The organism is Streptomyces sp. NPDC006197, from assembly GCF_040613865.1.
Lineage (GTDB): Bacteria > Actinomycetota > Actinomycetes > Streptomycetales > Streptomycetaceae > Streptomyces.
The window spans coordinates 1-18,686 of sequence record NZ_JBEXSZ010000073.1 but is presented as its reverse complement, the minus strand read 5'-3'; the positions used below and the strand labels follow the sequence as shown (position 1 = coordinate 18,686).

16 protein-coding genes and 1 pseudogene are annotated in these 18,686 nt (G+C 72.6%); 5 read left to right on the top strand and 12 right to left on the bottom strand.

Annotated features, from left to right (window positions below):
• Positions 1-7 precede the first annotated feature (7 nt).
• On the bottom strand, positions 8-1,105 hold the full coding sequence (locus ABZ318_RS22605) for an ionic transporter y4hA (protein WP_356904279.1): 1,098 nt from the start codon (positions 1,103-1,105) through the stop codon (positions 8-10).
• 132 nt (positions 1,106-1,237) lie between these two features.
• Positions 1,238-1,642 carry a MarR family winged helix-turn-helix transcriptional regulator gene (locus tag ABZ318_RS22600; protein WP_356904299.1) on the bottom strand — a complete coding sequence of 135 codons (405 nt, stop codon included), beginning with the start codon at positions 1,640-1,642 and terminating at the stop codon, positions 1,238-1,240.
• 132 nt (positions 1,643-1,774) lie between these two features.
• Between ABZ318_RS22600 and ABZ318_RS22595 the strand changes: the two genes are divergently transcribed.
• The 3 genes and pseudogenes from ABZ318_RS22595 (at position 1,775) to ABZ318_RS22585 (ending at position 5,462) form a co-directional block, all read left to right on the top strand.
• Positions 1,775-2,635: a nitroreductase/quinone reductase family protein gene (locus tag ABZ318_RS22595; RefSeq protein WP_356904278.1), complete on the top strand. Its 861-nt coding sequence runs from the start codon at positions 1,775-1,777 to the stop codon at positions 2,633-2,635.
• Between the two features lie 374 nt (positions 2,636-3,009).
• Positions 3,010-4,290, top strand: a complete 1,281-nt coding sequence (locus ABZ318_RS22590) for an amino acid permease (RefSeq protein ID WP_356904298.1) — start codon at positions 3,010-3,012, stop codon at positions 4,288-4,290.
• A 37-nt stretch (positions 4,291-4,327) separates the two neighbouring features.
• A pseudogene (locus ABZ318_RS22585) lies at positions 4,328-5,462 on the top strand (arginine deiminase family protein).
• A gap of 109 nt (positions 5,463-5,571) precedes the next feature.
• Here ABZ318_RS22585 and ABZ318_RS22580 read toward each other — a convergent pair.
• The 5 genes from ABZ318_RS22580 to ABZ318_RS22560 form a co-directional block, all read right to left on the bottom strand.
• Positions 5,572-6,078: a DUF1269 domain-containing protein gene (locus ABZ318_RS22580; protein WP_356904277.1), complete on the bottom strand. Its 507-nt coding sequence runs from the start codon at positions 6,076-6,078 to the stop codon at positions 5,572-5,574.
• 14 nt (positions 6,079-6,092) lie between these two features.
• A complete protein-coding gene (locus ABZ318_RS22575) occupies positions 6,093-6,734 on the bottom strand; it encodes a hypothetical protein (protein WP_356904276.1) in 642 nt (213 codons plus the stop codon).
• A gap of 242 nt (positions 6,735-6,976) precedes the next feature.
• Positions 6,977-7,465 carry a DUF1269 domain-containing protein gene (locus tag ABZ318_RS22570; protein WP_356904275.1) on the bottom strand — a complete coding sequence of 163 codons (489 nt, stop codon included), beginning with the start codon at positions 7,463-7,465 and terminating at the stop codon, positions 6,977-6,979.
• Positions 7,466-7,927: 462 nt separating this feature from the next.
• On the bottom strand, positions 7,928-9,550 hold the full coding sequence (locus tag ABZ318_RS22565) for an acyl-CoA synthetase (protein ID WP_356904274.1): 1,623 nt from the start codon (positions 9,548-9,550) through the stop codon (positions 7,928-7,930).
• Positions 9,547-10,659, bottom strand: coding sequence for a nitronate monooxygenase family protein (locus ABZ318_RS22560; protein ID WP_356904273.1), 1,113 nt, complete (start codon positions 10,657-10,659; stop codon positions 9,547-9,549). The genes ABZ318_RS22565 and ABZ318_RS22560 overlap by 4 nt, the downstream gene beginning before the upstream one ends.
• Positions 10,660-10,776: 117 nt before the next feature.
• On the opposite strand from ABZ318_RS22560, the gene ABZ318_RS22555 reads away from it, so the two are divergent.
• Positions 10,777-12,555, top strand: a complete 1,779-nt coding sequence (locus ABZ318_RS22555; RefSeq protein WP_356904272.1) for a serine hydrolase — start codon at positions 10,777-10,779, stop codon at positions 12,553-12,555.
• A 68-nt stretch (positions 12,556-12,623) separates the two neighbouring features.
• On the opposite strand, the gene ABZ318_RS22550 is transcribed toward ABZ318_RS22555, so the two are convergent.
• The 5 genes from ABZ318_RS22550 to ABZ318_RS22530 form a co-directional block, all read right to left on the bottom strand.
• Entirely contained in the window at positions 12,624-13,400 is a 777-nt protein-coding gene (locus ABZ318_RS22550) for an alpha/beta hydrolase (protein ID WP_356904297.1), read from the bottom strand.
• Between the two features lie 79 nt (positions 13,401-13,479).
• Positions 13,480-14,388, bottom strand: coding sequence for a LysR family transcriptional regulator (locus tag ABZ318_RS22545; RefSeq protein ID WP_356904271.1), 909 nt, complete (start codon positions 14,386-14,388; stop codon positions 13,480-13,482).
• Between the two features lie 91 nt (positions 14,389-14,479).
• Positions 14,480-15,679: a glycine C-acetyltransferase gene (locus ABZ318_RS22540; RefSeq protein ID WP_356904270.1), complete on the bottom strand. Its 1,200-nt coding sequence runs from the start codon at positions 15,677-15,679 to the stop codon at positions 14,480-14,482.
• A 3-nt stretch (positions 15,680-15,682) separates the two neighbouring features.
• Positions 15,683-16,717 (bottom strand): L-threonine 3-dehydrogenase, encoded by a 1,035-nt coding sequence (gene tdh, locus ABZ318_RS22535; RefSeq protein WP_356904269.1) that lies wholly within the window; start codon positions 16,715-16,717, stop codon positions 15,683-15,685.
• Between the two features lie 213 nt (positions 16,718-16,930).
• Entirely contained in the window at positions 16,931-18,499 is a 1,569-nt protein-coding gene (locus ABZ318_RS22530) for an NAD(P)/FAD-dependent oxidoreductase (RefSeq protein ID WP_356904268.1), read from the bottom strand.
• A 5-nt stretch (positions 18,500-18,504) separates the two neighbouring features.
• Here ABZ318_RS22530 and ABZ318_RS22525 point away from each other — a divergent pair.
• On the top strand, positions 18,505-18,686 hold a 182-nt coding region (locus tag ABZ318_RS22525; RefSeq protein ID WP_356904267.1), incomplete at its 3' end, for a hypothetical protein.

Sequence of the window (18,686 nt, the reverse complement as noted above, 5' to 3'; positions counted from 1 at the left end):
GGGCCCGTCACGGGCTGAACGACAGGAAGACGAAGGCGGCGAAGATCGCAAGGTGGACGCCGCCCTGGAGGAGGGTGGCCCGTCCGGGCACCACGGTCAGGGCGCTCACCACTCCGGTGAGGGCGAGCAGGACCAGGTGGAGCGGTCCCAGACCGAGCACCAGGGGCCCGGACAGCCAGACCGAGGCGAGCGCGATCGCCGGGATCGTCAGGCCGATGCTGGCGATCGCGGAGCCGTAGGCGAGGTTGAGGCTGGTCTGCACGCGGTCCCTGCGGGCCGCGCGGACGGCGGCGAGGGTCTCGGGCAGCAGCACCATCAGGGCGATGACAACGCCGACGACCGCCTTCGGCAGGCCCGCCGACTCGACGGCGTCCTCGATGGTGGGCGAGATCAGCTTGGCGTTGCCGACGACGGCGACAAGGGCGACGAGGAGCAGACCGAGGCTGGCCCAGGTCTCCCGGTTGCCCGGCGGGTCGGCGTGTTCCTCCTCCGATTCCCGCCCCGGGCGCGGCACCGGGAGGAAGTAGTCCCGGTGCCTGACGGTCTGTACGGCGACGAACACCCCGTACAGGCAGAGGGAGGCGACGGCGGCGAAGGCCAGCTGCGCGGAGGAGAACTCGGGGCCCTGGTGGCTCGTGGTGAAGGTCGGCAGGACCAGGGTCATCGTCGCGAGGGTGCAGACGGTGGCGAGCGCGCCGCCGGAGCCCTCGGCGTTGAAGACCGCGGTCCGGTTGCGCAGCGCGGAGACGAGCAGGGAGAGGCCGACGATGCCGTTGCAGGTGATCATCACGGCGGCGAAGACGGTGTCACGGGCGTAGGACGAGGTCTTCTCGCCCCCTCCCGCCATCAGGGTGACGATCAGTCCGACCTCGATGACGGTGACGGCCACGGCGAGGACGAGCGAGCCGAAGGGCTCGCCGACCCGGTGGGCGATCACCTCGGCGTGGTGGACGGCCGCGAGGACGGCGGCGATGAGGCAGAGCGCGATGAGGCCGACGGCGAAGCCCGGGAGGTCGCGCCCCCAGGCCGCGCCCAGGGCGAGCGCGGCCACCACCGGCCCCCAGGTGGTCCACTGCCGTGTCATCGCCGCCGTGTTCGAACCCATGATCCACATCCTGCCACAAGGGGGCCTTTCGCCCTTTTCGCCCAGTCGTCTCGCTCGGCCGTCTCGCCCAGTCGCCCCGTTCGGTCGCCCCGTTCAGTCACCTCGTTCGGTCGCCTCGTTCGGTCGCCCCGTTCAGTCGTCCTGGTCGGCGAGACCGCGCTCGTACGCGGCGAGGGTCTCGACGAACATCCTGCGTTCGGCCGGACCGAGGGGCGCGAGGGCCGCACGCCAGGCGCCGGCGCTACGGCCCAGCCAGCCGTCGATGGCGGGGCGGTGCGCCTCGGCGATGGAGACGATCTTCCGCCGCCGGTCGGCGGGGTCCTCCGCCCGCTCCAGGACCCCCTTCTTGGCGAGGTCGCCGACCATCAGGCTCACGGTGGTCGGGGCGACCTCCAGGCGGGCGGCGAGCTCGTTGACGCCGAGCGGTCCGTCAAAGAGGAGATAGGCGAGCAGGGAGAGGTGGCGAGGGGCGAGGGTGAGCGACTGCAACTCGTCGGGGATCCTGATGCGCTTGACCCGTCCGACCATCCGGGGCATGAGCAGCAGCAGCGTACGGACGGCGTCGTCGACGTCCGGTCCTTCGGCGCGCCGGCCGGCCTCGTGTGCGATTGACACTCTGCAGCCTCCGATTTAGCTTTGCTTTCAAAGCAAATAGATCCGTCGTGATCGATGCTACCGAAGGGCACCGTCTTGTCCGATTTCAATGAGCAGGTCATCGAGGAGTTCCGCGCCAGCGGCGGCCGCGTGGGCGGGATGTTCGAAGGCGCATCCTTACTCCTCCTCACCACCACCGGCGCCCGCAGCGGACGGCCCCACACCAACCCCGCCGTGTACGTACGCGACGGGGCCCGGCTCCTCGTCTTCGCCTCGAACGCCGGCGGACCGAAACACCCGGCCTGGTTCCACAACCTCCGCGCCGACGCGCACGTCACCGTCGAACTCGGCACCCCCGAGGGGACCGTCGAACGCTTCGCGGCCACGGCGGTGGTGACGGAGGGCGAGGAACGGGACCGGCTGTACGCGGAGCAGAGCGCCCGGGATCCCGCGTTCGCCGCCTACCAGGCCGGCACGGACCGGGTCATCCCCGTCGTCGCCCTGCACCGCGCGGACCTCGCGGACCCGGCCCGGCACCGGGCGATCGCCGCCCACCTCGTCAAGGTCCACGACGAGCTCCGCGCCGAACTCGCCGCGCTCCGCGAGGGCCTGGACTCCCCGGCGCCGACGCTCGGGCGCCGGCTCGCCCGCCACTGCCTCACCTTCTGCGGCGCGCTCCACGCCCACCACAACAACGAGGACGGCGTCTTCGACCTCCTGGAGCAGCAATTCCCGGACCTCGCCGACTCCCTGGACCGGATGCGCCGCGAGCACCGGGTGGTCGCCCGCACGGTCGACGAACTGGAGACCCTGCTGAGCTCCGGCGCCGCCCCGGAGACCCTGCGCACCGAGGTCGACCGCCTGGCGAAGAGCCTGGAGGAGCACTTCGCCTACGAGGAGTCCCAGCTGCTCCCGGCCCTGGCACCGGAGCGCTGATCAGACCGGCCAGTCCTCGCAGTACTCGATGTGCAGGACGCCCGGCACGTGCCGGCGGGTCCTGAGCCGGGTCCAGGGGCCGGAGCCGAGCTCCACGCAGAAGTGCCCGGCCCCCGGATGGCGGTGCCGGTGGGAGGGGCCTCGTCGACAGGGCTCCGGAGCGCCGCGCCGTGCTCCCGGAACGCCGTGGCGCTGCCCACGACGAAGAGGGTGTGGGCGGCGATGTCGAAGCCGATTCAGCGGGCGGTCGAGCACCGGCGTCCGTCACTTCCTCGATCAGGGGGCATCGGTGGAGGCCGACGGGCACGGCGGGGCCGGCCGGGTCGGAGCCGTTCGGGCTCGCCGGCGCCGCCGCCGTCCCCCGGCCGCAGTCGATCCCCGGCCGGTCGGCGGTCACCGCCATGGTCGTCGGCTCCATGGTCGGAGCGGGCGTCTTCTCCCTGCCGCGGCGGTTCGCCCAGGAGACCGACGTCGCGGGCGCGCTGATCGCCTGGGCGGTCGCCGGCCTCGGCATGCTGATGCTCGCCTTCGTCTTCCGGACCCTCGCGGTCCGGCGCCCCGACCTGGGCGCCGGCGTCTACGCGTACGCCAAGGCCGGCTTCGGCGAGTACCTCGGCTTCTTCTCGGCCTTCGGCTACTGGGCCAGCGCCTGCGTCGGCAACGTGACCTACTGGGTCCTGATCATGTCGACGCTCGGTGCCGTCGCCCCGGCGCTGGGCGACGGTGACACCGTCCTCGCGATCGTCCTGTCCTCCGTCGGGCTCTGGTGCTTCTTCCTCCTCATCCGCCGGGAAGTGAAGGAAGCGACCGCGATCAACCGGATCGTGACCGTCGCCAAGCTCGTCCCCATCATCGTCTTCGTCGTCCTGGCGCTCTTCTACCTGGACCCGTCCGTCTTCGCCGACAACTTCGGCGGCGCCGACTACGCCGGCTCGCTGTTCAACCAGGTCCGCGGCACCATGCTCGCCACCGTCTTCGTCTTCCTCGGCGTCTTCGCGATCTTCGCCTCGGTGACCATCGTGTCGTACGGCATCCTGCCGATGAACGAGATCGCCGAACTCCGGCAGCCCTCCATGGCGGGCGTCCTGGAGGCCGCCGTCGGCACCTGGGGCAAGGCCTTCGTCAGCGTCGGCCTGATCGTCTCCGTACTCGGCGCCTATCTCGCCTGGACGCTGATGGCCGCCGAGGTGCTGTTCGTCGCGGCCAAGGACAAGGACATGCCCCGCTTCCTCGGACGCTCCAGCGGCGACGACGTCCCGGTCCCGGCCCTGCTCATGACGACGTCCCTGAACCAGATCGTGCTGGTCGTCACCGCCTTCTCCGACGACGCGTTCAACTTCGCCCTCGGCCTGACGAGCGCCCTGAGTCTCATCCCCTTCCTCCTGGCCGCCGCCTTCGCCGTGAAGATCGCGCTGCGGCCGCAGGCGGAGCAGGCGGCCGGGCGCGGCACCCGGCGCGAACTGGTCGTCGCCGTCGTCGCCACCCTCTACACGGCCTTCCTCCTCTACGCCCCCGCCACCTTCCTGTTCGTCAAGGCCAGGCGGGAGCAGAACCGGCGCCTCTTCTCCCCTGTCGAGGCCGTCATCTGCGCGGTCTTCGTCGTCAGGGCCGTCATCGGTGTCGTCGCCCTCGCCGCCGGCTGGATCGAGCTCTGAACCCGCCGGAACACGCATCCGGCTTCCATCGGAAAGGTTGACCACGACAAGCACCGAGACCAGCTCCGCCCCGCCCGCGCTCGGCGTCCACTCCGAGGTCGGACGCCTGCGCAAGGTCCTGGTCTGCGCCCCCGGCCTCGCGCACCGGCGGCTGACCCCGACCAACTCCGACGACCTGCTCTTCGACGACGTCATGTGGGTGGAGAACGCCCAGCGCGACCACGCCGACTTCGTCAACAAGCTCACCCAGCGCGGTGTCGACGTCGTCGAGCTGCACCAGCTGCTCGCCGAGACCATGGCGATCCCCGAGGCGAAGTCCTGGCTCCTCGACCGGAAGATCGTGCCCAACGAGGTCGGTCTCGGACTGGTCGACGACACCCGCGCGTTCCTCGACTCCCTCGCCCCACGCGAGCTGGCCGAGTTCCTCGTCGGCGGACTGTCCACGGCCGACCTGCCCGAGGAGTTCCGCTCCGGGTACGTGTCCCTCGCCCGGGAAGGCGTCGGGGCACGCGAGTACCTCATGCCGCCGCTGCCGAACACGCTCTACACCCGCGACACCACCTGCTGGCTGTACGGCGGACTCACCCTCAACCCGCTGTACTGGCCCGCCCGTCATGGGGAGACGCTCCTCATGAAGGCCGTCTACACCTTCCACCCCGATTTCAAGGACTCGACCGTCTGGTGGGGCGACCCCGAACAGGACTGGGGCCAGGCCACCTTCGAGGGCAGCGACATCATGCCGGTCGGCAACGGGGTCGTCCTCATGGGCATGAGCGAACGCACCTCGCGCCAGGCCATCACCCAGGTCGCCGCCGCCCTGTTCAGGGACGGCGCCGCCGAGCGACAGGGCGCCGGGCATCGAGATCTCCGACGAGGGCAGCGCCTCGTTCGTCGACGTCGTCGCCAAGGGCCTCGGCCTGCCCGGGCTCCAGGTGATCGAGACCGGTGGAGACGTCTACGCCTCCGAGCGCCAGCAGTGGGACAGCGGCAACAACGCCGTCGCTCTCGAACCCGGTGTGGTCTTCACGTACGACCGCAACACCCAGACCAACACCCTGCTGCGCAAGGCGGGGGTGGAGGTCATCAGCATCGTCGGCGCCGAACTCGGCCGCGGGCGCGGCGGCGGCCACTGCATGACCTGCCCGCTGATCCGCGACGCGGTCGACTTCTGAACCGTCCCACCGCGTCCCGACGCCCGCACGGGGCCGCCGACTCCTCGGAAGGGAGTCGGCGGCCCCGTGCACGCGCCGACAGGGTTCCCGGCGGCGGTACGACCCCGGGTCAGTCCGTCGTCTCGGAGGCGGGGCCGGCGAGCTGCTCGGCGAGCTCCCGCTCGCTCTCCTCCGGGAGGGAGGTCTTGAGGACGGTTCCGCCGAAGGGCTCCATGGCCGCGGCGAACCGATCCTCGGTGATCTTGGAGGCCATGATCACGACGGCCGCCGCACCGGGCTCGAGGAGTTCGCTCACCTTCTTCCGGAACCCGTTGTCGACGCCCATCTGGGTCAGCTTGCCGATGAGGCCTCCGAGGGCCGCGCCCACCACCCCGATGCCCGGGGTGAGGACGAGGATGCCGAGGACCATTCCCCACAGCGCGCCGGCCGTGGCCGAGAGGGCGATCTCCTCGCGTTTGGCGGGGGTGTCCACATGGGTCTCGCCGTCCTCGTCGACCCTGACGACGGCGAGGCCCTTCAGCTCGACGACGTGGTCGTCACGGAGGGCTTGAACCACCTTGAAGGCCTTGGTCGCGACCTTGTGGTCGTCATAGCCGATGACGATGAGCTCGGACATGCGGTGATCCTTTCTCAGTACCTCTGCGCTTTGGTGAGCCGCGGCGTGAGCACCGGCTCGGGGGGCCGTCGGCTGATGACCAGGGGCTGCTGCCGCTCGCCGGGCGCGAGGTCCTCGGCACCGACGAACTGGGTCTCGACGACCTTGCCCGACGGGTCGAGGAAGTCGACCTGGACGGCGTAGGACGCGTTCGCGCTCGTCTTGTTGGTGATGGTGACGACGACGGCGAGCAGGCCGTTCGTGTCGGCCCGGGGCTTGCCGGTCATCCCGACCTCGTTCAGGGCGTTTCCGCTGCCCTCGACCCCCTTCAGAGCCTTCTCCGCCGCCTGCCGGGAGCGCTCCAGCTCGGCGCCGACCGACGCCTGACGTGACGCCTCCTGCGCGGAGGCCGAGGCCGCCGCGGACGACGCCGAGGCCTGGGCGGACGCGATCCGCGACTTCGCCGCCGAGGCGACGGAGGAGGGGTGGTCACCGGAGAACGAGGCGGTGTCGGGCGCCGTGGGGCGTTCGCTGGACGCGGATGCGCCGGCGCCGTCCCCGTCCGAGCCGCAGGACACGAGGGCGGCCGCGCCGAGCGCGGTCACGACGACGGCGACGACGGCGCCCGCCGCTCGGACGCGGACCGTCCGGTTCCCGCGGGGTGATGGGGTGTGCATGGTGGATCCTTCCGGTGGCGTACGGCCCGCTCCGTCGTCAGCGGCGCGGTACGGCGGCGATGCGGTTCACGTCCGCCAGTGCGTCGTCCGGCTCGCGGCGGGGGGTCGGCGTCACGAGCGGCCCGGCAAGGTGCGGGCGGGGCCGGCGCGCTCGGCGAGCGCGCCGGTACTGGACGCGGGGCACATGGACGCACCTTTCGATCGGCAGGAAAAGAGCCGGGGCCGCACGAGGCACCCGGCCGCTACGGGGCGCCGGTGAGCTGTTCGGCGAGCGCCCGCTCGTCCTGGTCGCTGAGGGAGGTCTTCAGGACCGTGCCGCCGTGTGGCCGCATCGCCGCCGTGAACTTGTCGTCCGTGATCTTCGAGGCCATCAGCACGACCGCGGCGGAGCCCGGCTTCAGCAGGTCTCCCACCTGCTCGCGGAACCGGTCGTCGACACCCGACTTGGCGAGCCTGCCGACCAGGCCGCCCAGGGCCGCGCCCGTCACGAGGCCGAGGCCGGGCAGCAGGAAGAGGATCCCGAAGATCGTTCCCCACAGGGCGCCCGAGGCGGCCGTAACGCCGACGACACGGTTCGACGTGTCGACGTGGGTCCGGCCGTCGGCGTCGATCGAGACGACCGCGAGCCCGTTCAGACGCACGACGTGGTCGCGCTGCAGCTCCTGCACCGTGCCGAAGGCCTTCTCGGCCGCGGCGAGGCCGTCGTAACCGATGACGATGAGCTCGGACATCCATGGGCTCCAGAGGGTGCCGCCGGGGCTGCCGGCGCGAGCGGGGTGCATGGGGTCCGGGCATACCGAAGCTCGGTCCATAATTCGACATATTCATCCGAAACGGACCCGTGCGCGACTCGGTGGACCGGCCGCCGCCCGAGGACCGGCCCGAAGGCGCGTGGTGCCGGAGGTCACGCGCCGAGGCACGACCCCACCGGCATCGTCGCCCTCACCGCGGCAGAGGTCCGCCGGCTCCTGGAGCACCTCCCGCCCCTGCCGGCGGAGAACCGGATCGGGGCACGATCCGCTGCCGGAGTACTAGGGGGTGTCTTGTCGATCAGGCCGGATCAGGGAGCGGCGTCTGGCGCCGTGGATCGCAAGGCGGAGGAGGGAGGCAACGCGGAGCGTTGTCGACTGACGACAACGCGGCGAGGCGCGGTGTCAGGCGTCGCGAGCCCGGCCTGATCGGCAAGACACCCTCTAGAGCGGGCGCTCCCGGCCCTCCCAGTACGGGTCGCGGAGGCGGCGCTTGTACAGCTTGCCGTTGGGGTCGCGGGGCATGGCCGGGACGAAGTCGACCGACTTCGGGCGTTTGAAGCCGGCGAGGCGGTCACCGCAGTGGGCCAGGATCTCGGCGGCGAGCGCGGGCCCGGGCTCGTACCCCTCGGCCGCCTCGACGACCGCCTTGACCTCCTCGCCCCAGTCGGCGTGCGGGATCCCGAAGGCGGCGGCGTCCGCGACGGCGGGGTGGGCGAGCAGCGCCGCCTCGATCTCGGCGGGGTAGATGTTGACTCCGCCGGAGATGATCATGTCGATCTTGCGGTCGCGGAGGAAGAGGTAGCCGTCCTCGTCGAGGACGCCGAGGTCGCCGACGGTGAAGAAGTCGCCGATGCGGTTCTTCGCGGTCTTCGCCTCGTCCTTGTGGTACTGGAAGCCGCCGGTGTTCATCTTGAGGTAGACGGTGCCGAGTTCGCCGGGCGGCAGCCGCTTGCCGTCGTCGTCGAAGACGGCGAGTTCGCTGATGGGCCAGGCCCGGCCGACGGTCCCCGGCCTCTTGAGCCACTCCTCGGCGGTGGCGAAGGCGCCGCCGCCCTCGCTGGCGGCGTAGTACTCCTCGACGCACCGGCCCCACCAGTCGATCATCGCCCGCTTGACGTGCTCGGGGCAGGGCGCGGCGCCGTGGATGGCGTGGCGCATGGAGGAGACGTCGTACCGCTCCCGCACCTCCGCGGGGAGGGCGAGCAGGCGGTGGAACTGGGTGGGGACCATGTGGGTGTGGGTGCACGCGTACCGGTCGATCAGCCGGAGCATCTCCTCGGGCGCCCACCGGTCCATGAGGACGAGCGGGTGCCCGATGTGCAGGGCGGCGGCCGCGAACTGGAGCACGGCCGTGTGGTAGAGCGGCGAGCAGACGAGATGGACGTTTCCGTCGGCGGGCCGGATGCCGAAGATGCCGAGGAAGCCGCCGAGGTGGGTCTCCTCGGGGAGCTTCCCGGGGAGCGGGCGGCGGATGCCCCGGGGCCGACCGGTGGTGCCGGAGGTGTAGTTCATGACCCAGCCGAGCGTGCGGTCGGCGGGCGGAGAACCGTCCTGTCCGTCGAGGAGTTCGGCGTACGGGCGGAAGCCGGGGACGGTGCCGACGGCGTACCGGTGGGTGGGCGCGAGCCCGGCCTCGTCGGCGGCGAGGGTGACCGCCTCGGCGAAGCGCTCGTGCGCCACCAGGACCTTGGCGCCGGAGTCGGCGACGATCCAGGCGATCTCGGGGCCGACGAAGTGGTGGTTGACGGGGACGAGGTAGAAGCCGGCCTGGGTGGCGGCGAGATGGGCGGCGAAGAACTCGGGGCCGTTGGGCAGGACGACGGCGAACGCGTCGCCGCGTTCGAGTCCGGCGGCGCGCAGCCCGTGGACGAGCCGGTTGGCCTCGGCGTGCAGCCGGCCGGCGGACCACTCCTCGCCGTCGGGTGCGACGAGGACGGTGCGGCCGGGGTCGGCGGCGGCCTGGGCCCAGAATCCGGTGGGGGGCTGGGTTCCGGTGGGGGGCCGGGTTCCGGTGGGGGGCCGGGTTCCGGTGGGGGGCTGGTTTCCGGTGGGACCGTTGCTCACTGGGCGCTCCGTCCGGCGATGCGGTTGATGCGGTCGACGGCCTTCTCGAAGCCGCGGGTGAGGTCGTCGACGACCTGCTGGACGCTGCGCTCGGAGTTCATCCGGCCGACGATCTGCCCGACCGGGGTGCCGAGGAGCGGCTCGACCTCGTACCGCTGGATGCGGGAGACGGCCTCGGCGACCAGGAGTCCCTGGAGGGGCATGGGGAGCGGGCCGGGCCCCGCCGGGTCGTCCCAGGCGTCGGTCCACTCGGTGCGGAGCTGGCGGGCGGGCTTGCCGGTCAGGGCGCGGGAGCGGACCGTGTCGCCGGAGCCGGCGGCGAGGAGCTTGTCGGTGAGGGCGCGGGAGTGCAGCTCGGCCTCGGTGGTGGTGAGCCAGATCGAGCCGAGCCAGACGCCCTGGGCGCCGAGGGCGAGTCCGGCGGCGATCTGCTCGCCGCTGCCGATGCCGCCGGCGGTGAGCACGGGCAGCGGGGAGACGGCATCGACGACCTCGGGGGTGAGGACCATGGAGGCGATCTCGCCGGTGTGGCCGCCCGCCTCGTACCCCTGGGCGACGACGATGTCGATGCCGGCGTCGGCGTGGTGGCGGGCGTGGCGGGCGCTGCCGGCGAGGGCGGCGACGAGGACGCCGTGGTCGTGGGCGCGGGCGACGACGTCGGGCGGCGGCGATCCGAGGGCGTTGGCGAGGAGTCTGATCGGGTAGTCGAAGGCCACGTCGAGCTGGCTGCGGGCGACCTGCTCCATCCAGCCGGTGATCCGCCAGCCGGAGGCCTCGCCCTCGGCCAGTTCGGGGACGCCGTGCTTGGCGAGGGTGGCGCGGACGAACGCCCGGTGCTCCTCGGGGATCATGGCCTCGATCTCGGCCTCGCTGACGCCTTCGACCGCCTTCTTCGCGGGCATCACGACGTCGAGGCCGTAGGGCAGGCCGTCGGTGTGCTCCTGCATCCAGTCGAGGTCGCGGGCGAGGTCGTCGGGCGCGGTGTAGCGGACCGCGCCGAGGACGCCGAACCCGCCGGCTCTGGTGAGTGCGGCGGCCACCGCGGGGAAGGGCGTGAAGCCGAAGATGGCGTGCTCGATCCCCAGGGTGCGACTCAGCTCCGTCTTCATGGGCGGCAGGATGCCGCAGCGGCGCAGCGGAGGGAAGACATTTTCTGATGCTGCGTCAGATTCTTTGCGGGCGGCACGTCGGCGTTTCGCCGCCGCCCCGAGTGGGAGAGGGTGGTCATGACGGACGATGTGAAGCGAGACGGAGGGCCGAGCCGCCGTGCGTTCGGCGGCGGTGTGCTGGCCCTCGGAGGTGCGCTGGTGATCGGTGCGGTGCCGGGGGCGGCGGCCTCCCCGGAGCGGGGGACGGGAGTCCCGTACGGGTCCGCGCGGCGGACCACGCTGCGGCGCGGCTCCGCGGAGCGCGCCGGGCTGCTCGCGTCACACCTGGACGGCCTCGTCGCGGACGCCGAGCGCTTCCTCGCACCCTCCCCCGCGCACCCGTGGTACGCGGGCGCCGTCCTGCTCGCCGGGCGGGGCGGGACCATCGCCCTGCACCGGGCGATCGGCTCGGCCGTGCGGTACGCGGCGTACGACGAGAAGACCGACACGGGGATCGAGCTGCCGCCGGAGCGGCGGGTCCCCATGACCGAGGACACCGTCTTCGACCTGGCGTCGGTCTCCAAGCTGTTCACCTCGATCCTGGCGGTGCAGCAGATCGAGCGCGGGGCGCTGGAGCTGGAGGAGAAGGTCACCGCGTACCTGCCGGAGTTCGGCGGCGGCGGGAAGCAGGACGTCACCGTACGGCAGCTGCTCACCCACACGTCCGGGTTCCGGTCCTGGATCCCGCTCTACCGGGAGCCGACGCGGGAGGGGAAGCTGCGGCTGCTGTGGGCGGAGACCCCGGCGAACCCGCCGGGCTCCGCGTACCTCTACTCGGATCTGAACCTGATCTCGCTCCAGCTGATCCTGGAGGAGATCACCGGTCGCGGTCTGGATGCCCTGCTCCACGACGAGATCACCACTCCGCTCGGGATGCACCGCACTCGTTTCAATCCACCGCTCTCCTGGCGGCCGGGGATCGCCGCCACCGAGGACGCCCGGCCGCCCTGGTCCGGCCTCGACCGGGGCATGGTCCACGGCGAGGTCCACGACGAGAACGCCTACTCCCTCGGCGGTGTCGCGGGCCACGCCGGGATCTTCTCCCGCGCCTGGGACCTCGCGATCCTCGCCCGCACCCTGCTCAACGGCGGCGCGTACGGCCGGGCCCGCATCCTCTCCCCCGCGTCGGTGGAGCTGATGTTCACCGACTTCAACACCGCCTTCCCCGGCGACGAGCACGGGCTCGGCTTCGAGCTCTACCAGCACTGGTACATGGGCGCCATGGCCACCCCGCGCACCGCCGGGCACACCGGCTTCACCGGCACCAGCCTCGTCCTCGACCCGACGACCGACGCGTTCCTGATCGTGCTCGGCAACTCCGTGCACCCGGTGCGCTCCTGGCGCTCCGGCTCCGCGCCGCGCGTCGCCGCGGCGGACCGGCTGGCCCGCGCCGTCCCCGTCCGCCCGGCCCGGGGCCGTACCTCGTGGTTCTCCGGCATGGCGAGCGCCACGACGGCCACCCTGACGCTGCCTCATGTGCCCGGCGCCGCACGCCTGGAGTGCGCGCTGTGGTGGGACACCGAGCCGGGCACCGACCCGGTCGCCCTGGAGGCCTCGGCCGACGGCGGCACGACCTGGCGGCCGGTGCCCTTCACCACCGACGGCCGCGCCGAGCACCCGACGGGCACGGTCGGCGGCTGGTCCGGCCGCGTCTGGCACACCGTGTCCGCGCCGCTGCCCGGCGCGAACGCCCTCCTGCGCTGGCGGTACACCACCGACCAGCGGTACGTGGGGCGGGGCGTGTACGTGGACGGGCTGCGGCTGCTCGACGCGGCGGGGCTGCCGGTCTTCGACGAGGCGCGGCCGGCGGACGGGGCGCGGATCGGGGCGAACGGCTGGTCCAGGTCCGCCGATTGAGCCCGCCCTGATGAGCCGGCCCGGCTCGGCGCACGCCTCGGCGGCGCGACCATGGAGTTCGTCCGCGATCAGGCCGCCTCGGCGTACAGTTCCTCGATCAGCCGGGCGACGTGCTCCGGTTCGCGCAGGGTCGGGTAGTGGTCGGAGGCGGCCAGCCTGACGAGACGGCAGTTCGGGATCCGCTCGGCCATCTCCTCGTTGCAGCGCACCACCTCCGGCCGGTCCTGCTCGCCCAGCGCGAGCAGGGTCGGCGCGGAGACCTCCCCGAGCCGGTCGAAGGCGGGCGGTCCGGTGAGCTGGCGGCCGATGTTGCTGAACCAGGCGGGCAGCACGGCCCGGCAGAGCTCCGCCGCGACCGGGTCGGACTCGGGGGTCCCGCCGCCGGCCTTTCCCCACGCGGCGAGGCCGAGCCGGACGATGCCGTCCGTGTCACCGGCCTCGGCGAGGGGTGCGAGGCGCTCGAAGAACTCGCCCGAGTCCAGCCCCTCGTACCCCGACACGCCGGGAACGAAGAGGGCGAGGCCCGCCACCCGCCCGGGCGCCTCCAAGGCGTAGTCGACCGAGGTGGCCCCTCCCATGCTGGATCCCACCAGGACCGCCCGCTCGATCTCGAAGCGGTCGAGGACCTCGGCCAGGTCGCGGACCGGGGAGTACGCGGCGGTGGGCGCGGGTGAACGTCCGTAGCCGCGCACGTCATAGCGGATCACCCGGTACCGCGCGACGAGCGCCGGCAGGACCGGGTCCCACACCGTGGAGTCGCCGACGCCGGGATGGAGCAGGACCAGCGGCGGGCCCTCCCCTCCGGTGTCGTCCGCCCAGACTTCGCCGTCCTTGACAGGGATCATGGTTTCCACGGGCCCAGTCTGGTGGGGCGTACGGGACCTCCGCCAGTACGCCTCCGGGTTTCGGCCGACGGGACGCCCGTCAGGCGCCGTTTCCGGACGCCTCGCGCAGGGCGGTCAGCACGGGGCTGATCAGGGGGTGCTCCTCCGCGCCGCGCCGGACGGCGGCGAAGACCCTGCGGGTCGGGGCGACGCCCTCGATCGGACGGACCTCCACGCCCGTGAGTTCCATACCGCGCAGGGCCGACCGCGGCACGAGCGCCACTCCGGCGGACGCCGCCGCGAGGGCGACGACGGCGCGGAAGTCGTCGGACGAGTGCTCCGGTTTCAGTGTGAACCCGGCGTACTCGCAGGCCAGGACGGTCACGTCGTGGCAGGGGTTCCCCTCGGACTGGCCTATCCAGGTGTCCTTGGCGAGGTCGGCGAGCGCGACCCGTGCGCCGGCCGCCAGGGGGTGGCCGGGCGGCAGGACCGCGTCGAACGGCTCGGCGTAGAGCGGGACGCGGGTGAGCCGGTCGTCGTCCTCGCCCGGCGCGCCCCGGTACTCGACCGCGACGGCCACGTCCACCTGCCGGTCCAGGACCATGAGCAGACTCTCGTCGCCCTCCGCGTCCCGGACCCGGACCCGGATGCCGGGCGCGGTCCGGGCGAGGGACGCGATGGCCGGGGCCACCACGAGCCCGATGCCGGTGGCGAACGCGGCGACCGTGACCGTACCGGCGTCGCCGGAGCCGTAGGCGGCGAGCTCGGCCTCGGCGCGCTCCAACTGGGCGAGCACGGCGTTGGCGTGGCCGAGCAGGATCTCGCCGGCCGGGGTGAGGCGCGCGCCGCGCGCACTGCGGTCCACCAGGCGGTGGCCGGTCTCCTGCTCCAGCGCGGCGAGCTGCTGGGAGACGGCGGAGGGGGTGAGGTAGAGCGCGGCGGCCGCCGCCGTGACCGTGCGGTGGTCGGCCACCGCACGGAGGATGTGCAACCGCCGCGCTTCGATCATGCTCCCAGTGTCTCAGCCCGCGGACACCGGCCGGTGCCGGGCGCCGCGAGCCCCGCCCGGCACGTGCCGGGCGGGGCTCGTCGGACGGGTCCTAGCCGCGCAGGGCCGCGCGGGCGTCGACGAAGGCGTCGACGGCCCGGTTCACGTCCTCCGTCGAGTGGGCGGCGGAGAGCTGGACGCGGATGCGGGCCTGGCCCTGCGGCACCACGGGGTACGAGAAGCCGATCACGTACACGCCGCGCTCCAGGAGCAGCTCGGCCATCCGGCCGGCCTCGGCCGCGTCGCCGATCATGACGGGGGCGATGGCGTGGTCGCCGGGGAGGACGTCGAAGCCCTCCTCGGTCATGCGGGAGCGGAACAGCGCCGTGTTGGCGCCCAGGCGCTCGCGCAGGTCGCCGGCGGACTCCAGGAGGTCGATGACCTTCAGGGAGGCGGCGGCGATGACCGGGGCGAGGGTGTTCGAGAAGAGGTACGGGCGGGAGCGCTGGCGCAGCAGGGCGACGATCTCGGCGCGGGCGGCGACGTAACCGCCGGAGGCGCCGCCGAGGGCCTTGCCGAGGGTGCCGGTGATGATGTCGACGCGGTCCATGACGCCGTGCAGCTCGGGGGTGCCGCGGCCGCCGGGGCCGACGAAGCCGACCGCGTGCGAGTCGTCGACCATCACCATGGCGTCGTAGCGCTCGGCCAGGTCGCAGATCTCGTCGAGCGGGGCGACGTAGCCGTCCATGGAGAAGACGCCGTCGGTGACGATCAGCTTGCGCCGGGCGCCGCCCTCCGTGGCCTCCTTGAGCTGCTGCTCCAGGTCGGCCATGTCGCGGTTGGCGTAGCGGAAGCGGCGGGCCTTGGAGAGGCGGATGCCGTCGATGATCGAGGCGTGGTTGAGGGCGTCGGAGATGACGGCGTCCTCGGCGCCGAGGAGGGTCTCGAAGACGCCGCCGTTGGCGTCGAAGCAGGAGGAGTAGAGGATCGTGTCCTCCTGGCCGAGGAAGGAGGACAGGCGCGCCTCCAGCTCCTTGTGGACCTCCTGCGTGCCGCAGATGAAGCGGACGGACGCCATGCCGTAGCCCCAGCGGTCCAGGGCCTCGTGGGCGGCGGCGATCACCTCGGGGTGGTCGGCGAGGCCCAGGTAGTTGTTGGCGCAGAAGTTGAGCACCTCGCCGGGGCGGCCCCCCGCGGTGACCTCGACGGTCGCGGACTGGGGGGTGCCGATGACCCGCTCGGGCTTGTGCAGCCCGGCCTGCTCGATCTCTTCGAGGGTGGCGCGGACGGAGTCGCGTACGGAATCGAACATGGGTCAGGCTCCCGTGGTCCAGTCGAGGATGATCTTGCCGCTCTTGCCGGAGGCCGCGTCGTCGAAGGCGGCTTCGAAGTCGGTGAAGTCGTAGCGGCCGGTGATGACCGGGCTGAGGTCGAGGCCGCCCTCCAGGAGCACCGACATCGCGTACCAGGTCTCGAACATCTCGCGGCCGTAGATGCCCTTGATCGTGATCATGGAGGTGACGATCTTCGCCCAGTCGACGGCGAAGTCCTCGCTGGGCAGGCCCAGCATGGCGATCTTTCCGCCGTGGGTCATGTTGGCGATCATGTCGCGCATCGCGCGCGGGTTGCCGGACATCTCCAGGCCGACGTCGAAGCCCTCCTTGAGCCCGAGGGTGCGCTGGCCGTCGGCGATGGTCTGCTCGGCGACGTTGAGGGCGAGGCTGACGCCCGTCTTGCGCGCCAGGGCGAGGCGCTCCTCGCTGACGTCGGTGATGACGACGTTGCGGGCGCCGGCGTGCTTGGCGACGGCCGCGGCCATGATGCCGATGGGGCCGGCGCCGGTGACGAGGACGTCCTCGCCGACGAGCGGGAAGGAGAGGGCGGTGTGCACGGCGTTGCCGAAGGGGTCGAAGATCGCGGCGACGTCGAGGTCGACGGCGACCCGGTGCACCCACACGTTGGAGGCGGGCAGCGCCACGTACTCGGCGAAGGCGCCGTCCCGGCCGACGCCGAGGCCGACGGTGGCGCGGCAGAGGTGGCGGCGGCCAGCCAGGCAGTTGCGGCACTTGCCGCAGACGAGGTGGCCCTCGCCGCTGACCAGGTCGCCGACGTTGATGTCGGCGACGTCACGGCCGACGGAGACGACCTCGCCGACGAACTCGTGGCCGATCGTCAGCGGCGTGGCGATCGTCTTCTGCGCCCAGCCGTCCCAGGAGCGGATGTGCAGGTCGGTCCCGCAGATGCCGGTCCGCTTGACCTTGATGAGGACGTCCCCCGGGCCTGTCTCCGGCTCGGGCACGTCCGTGAGCCAGAGTCCCGGCTCCGCCTTCAGCTTGACCAGCGCCTTCAATGCAACGGCTCCCGACGTGCGTGTCCTGTGATGTGGGGGTGCGGGCACGGCTGCGCGCCCAAGATCCCTGGAAGAGAATCTTCCGTACGCGAGGCCTGCGGTCCATCGAGGATTTCTTAAGCGCGCTCGCAGATCAGCTTCACACCCCAGGCGGGGAGGGGGCGACGTCAACGGGGCCGAACGGAGAGGGCCCGGTCGGGGGCGACCCCGCCGTCACCGGCCCAGTGCCGCCATCGCCGCGTTGTGGCCGGGGATGCCGCTCACTCCCCCGCCGCGGATCGCGCCCGCTCCGCACAGGAGGACGTTGGCGTGCGGGGTCTCGACGCCCCAGCGGCCGGCGTCCCCGTCCCCGTACGGGAAGGAGAGGTCGCGGTGGAAGATGTGACCGCCGGGCAGCCGCAGTTCGCGTTCGAGGTCCAGCGGGGTCTTCGCCTCGATGCAGGGGCGGCCCTCGGCGTCGAGGGCGAGGCAGTCGGCGATCGGCTCGTCCAGGTGGGCGTCGAGCTGGGCGAGCGTCGCCGCCAGGAGCTTCGCGCGCGTGCCCTCGTTGTCGGCGGCGAACAGCCGGGCGGGGGTGTGCAGGCCGAACAGGGTGAGCGTCTGGTGGCCCGTGGCGGCCAGTTCCGGGCCGAGGATCGTCGGGTCGGTGAGGGAGTGGCAGTAGATCTCGGACGGCGGGGCGGAGGGCAGGCGCCCGGCGGCGGCCTCGGCGTGGGCGGTGGCCAGCTGCCCGTACCCCTCGGCGATGTGGAAGGTGCCGGCGAAGGCCTCGCGCGGGTCGACGGAGCGGTCGCGGAGCCTCGGCAGCCGGGTCAGCAGCATGTTGACCTTGAGCTGGGCGCCCTCCGGGGCGGACGGGGGCGTCTCGCCGAGCAGGGCGGCGAGCTCCTGCGGGGAGGCGTTGACGAGGACCCGGTCGGCCTCGACGGTGCCCTCGCCGTCGGCGGTGCGGTAGGTGATCGCGGCGCGGTGCCCGTCGGTCTCGATCCGGGTGGCCTCGTGGCCGGTGAGGATGCGGGCCCCGGCGGCGCGGGCGGCGTCCGCGAGGGCGTCGGTGAGGGCGCCCATGCCGCCGACGGGCACGTCCCAGTCGCCGGTTCCGCCGCCGATGACGTGGTACAGGAAGCAGCGGTTCTGCAGCAGGGTGGGGTCGTGGGCGTCGGCGAAGGTGCCGATGAGGGCGTCGGTGAGGACCACGCCCCGGACGAGGTCGTCCGCGAAGGCCTTCTCGACGGTGACGCCGAGGGGTTCCTCGAAGAGCATCCGCCAGGTGTCGGCGTCGTCGACGCGGGCGCGCAGCTCGGCGCGGGCGGGGAGGGGTTCGGTGAGGGTGGGGAAGATCCGGCGGGCGGCCTCGCCGGTGCGGGCGTAGAAGGTCTGCCAGGCCTCGTAGGCCCGGTCGGAGCCGGTGAGCGCGGCGAAGGAGGCGCGGGTGCGGTCGGGTCCGCCGCCGACGAGGAGGCCGCCGTCGCCCTTCGGGGTGTACGAGGAGACGGACCGTTTCCGGACGGCGAACCGCAGTCCGAGCTCCCGCACGATCTTCTCCGGGAGGAGCGAGACGAGGTACGAGTACCGGGAGAGGCGGGCGTCGACCCCGGCGAAGGGCCGCGTCGACACGGCCGCCCCACCGGTGGAGCCGAGCCGCTCCAGGACGAGGACGGAGCGTCCGGCACGGGCCAGATAGGCGGCGGCGACGAGCCCGTTGTGCCCGCCTCCGACGACGACGGCGTCGTACGAGCGGGCGGGGGCCGGGGCGTCGCGGAGTGGATCACGGTCGGTCATGACTCATGCTCACACGCACGCACGTACCGGGGGAACCCTGCGGCGGGCGCGGCGGGGAAGCGGCCGGGGGCACGGGCAGTGGGGCGCGGGGCCCCGGCATCGACTCCACTGCCTCGGTGACCGCTCAGACGTACGCCACCGCATTCCAACAGCTCGACAACCTCACCGACTTCAGCCTCCTGGCCGT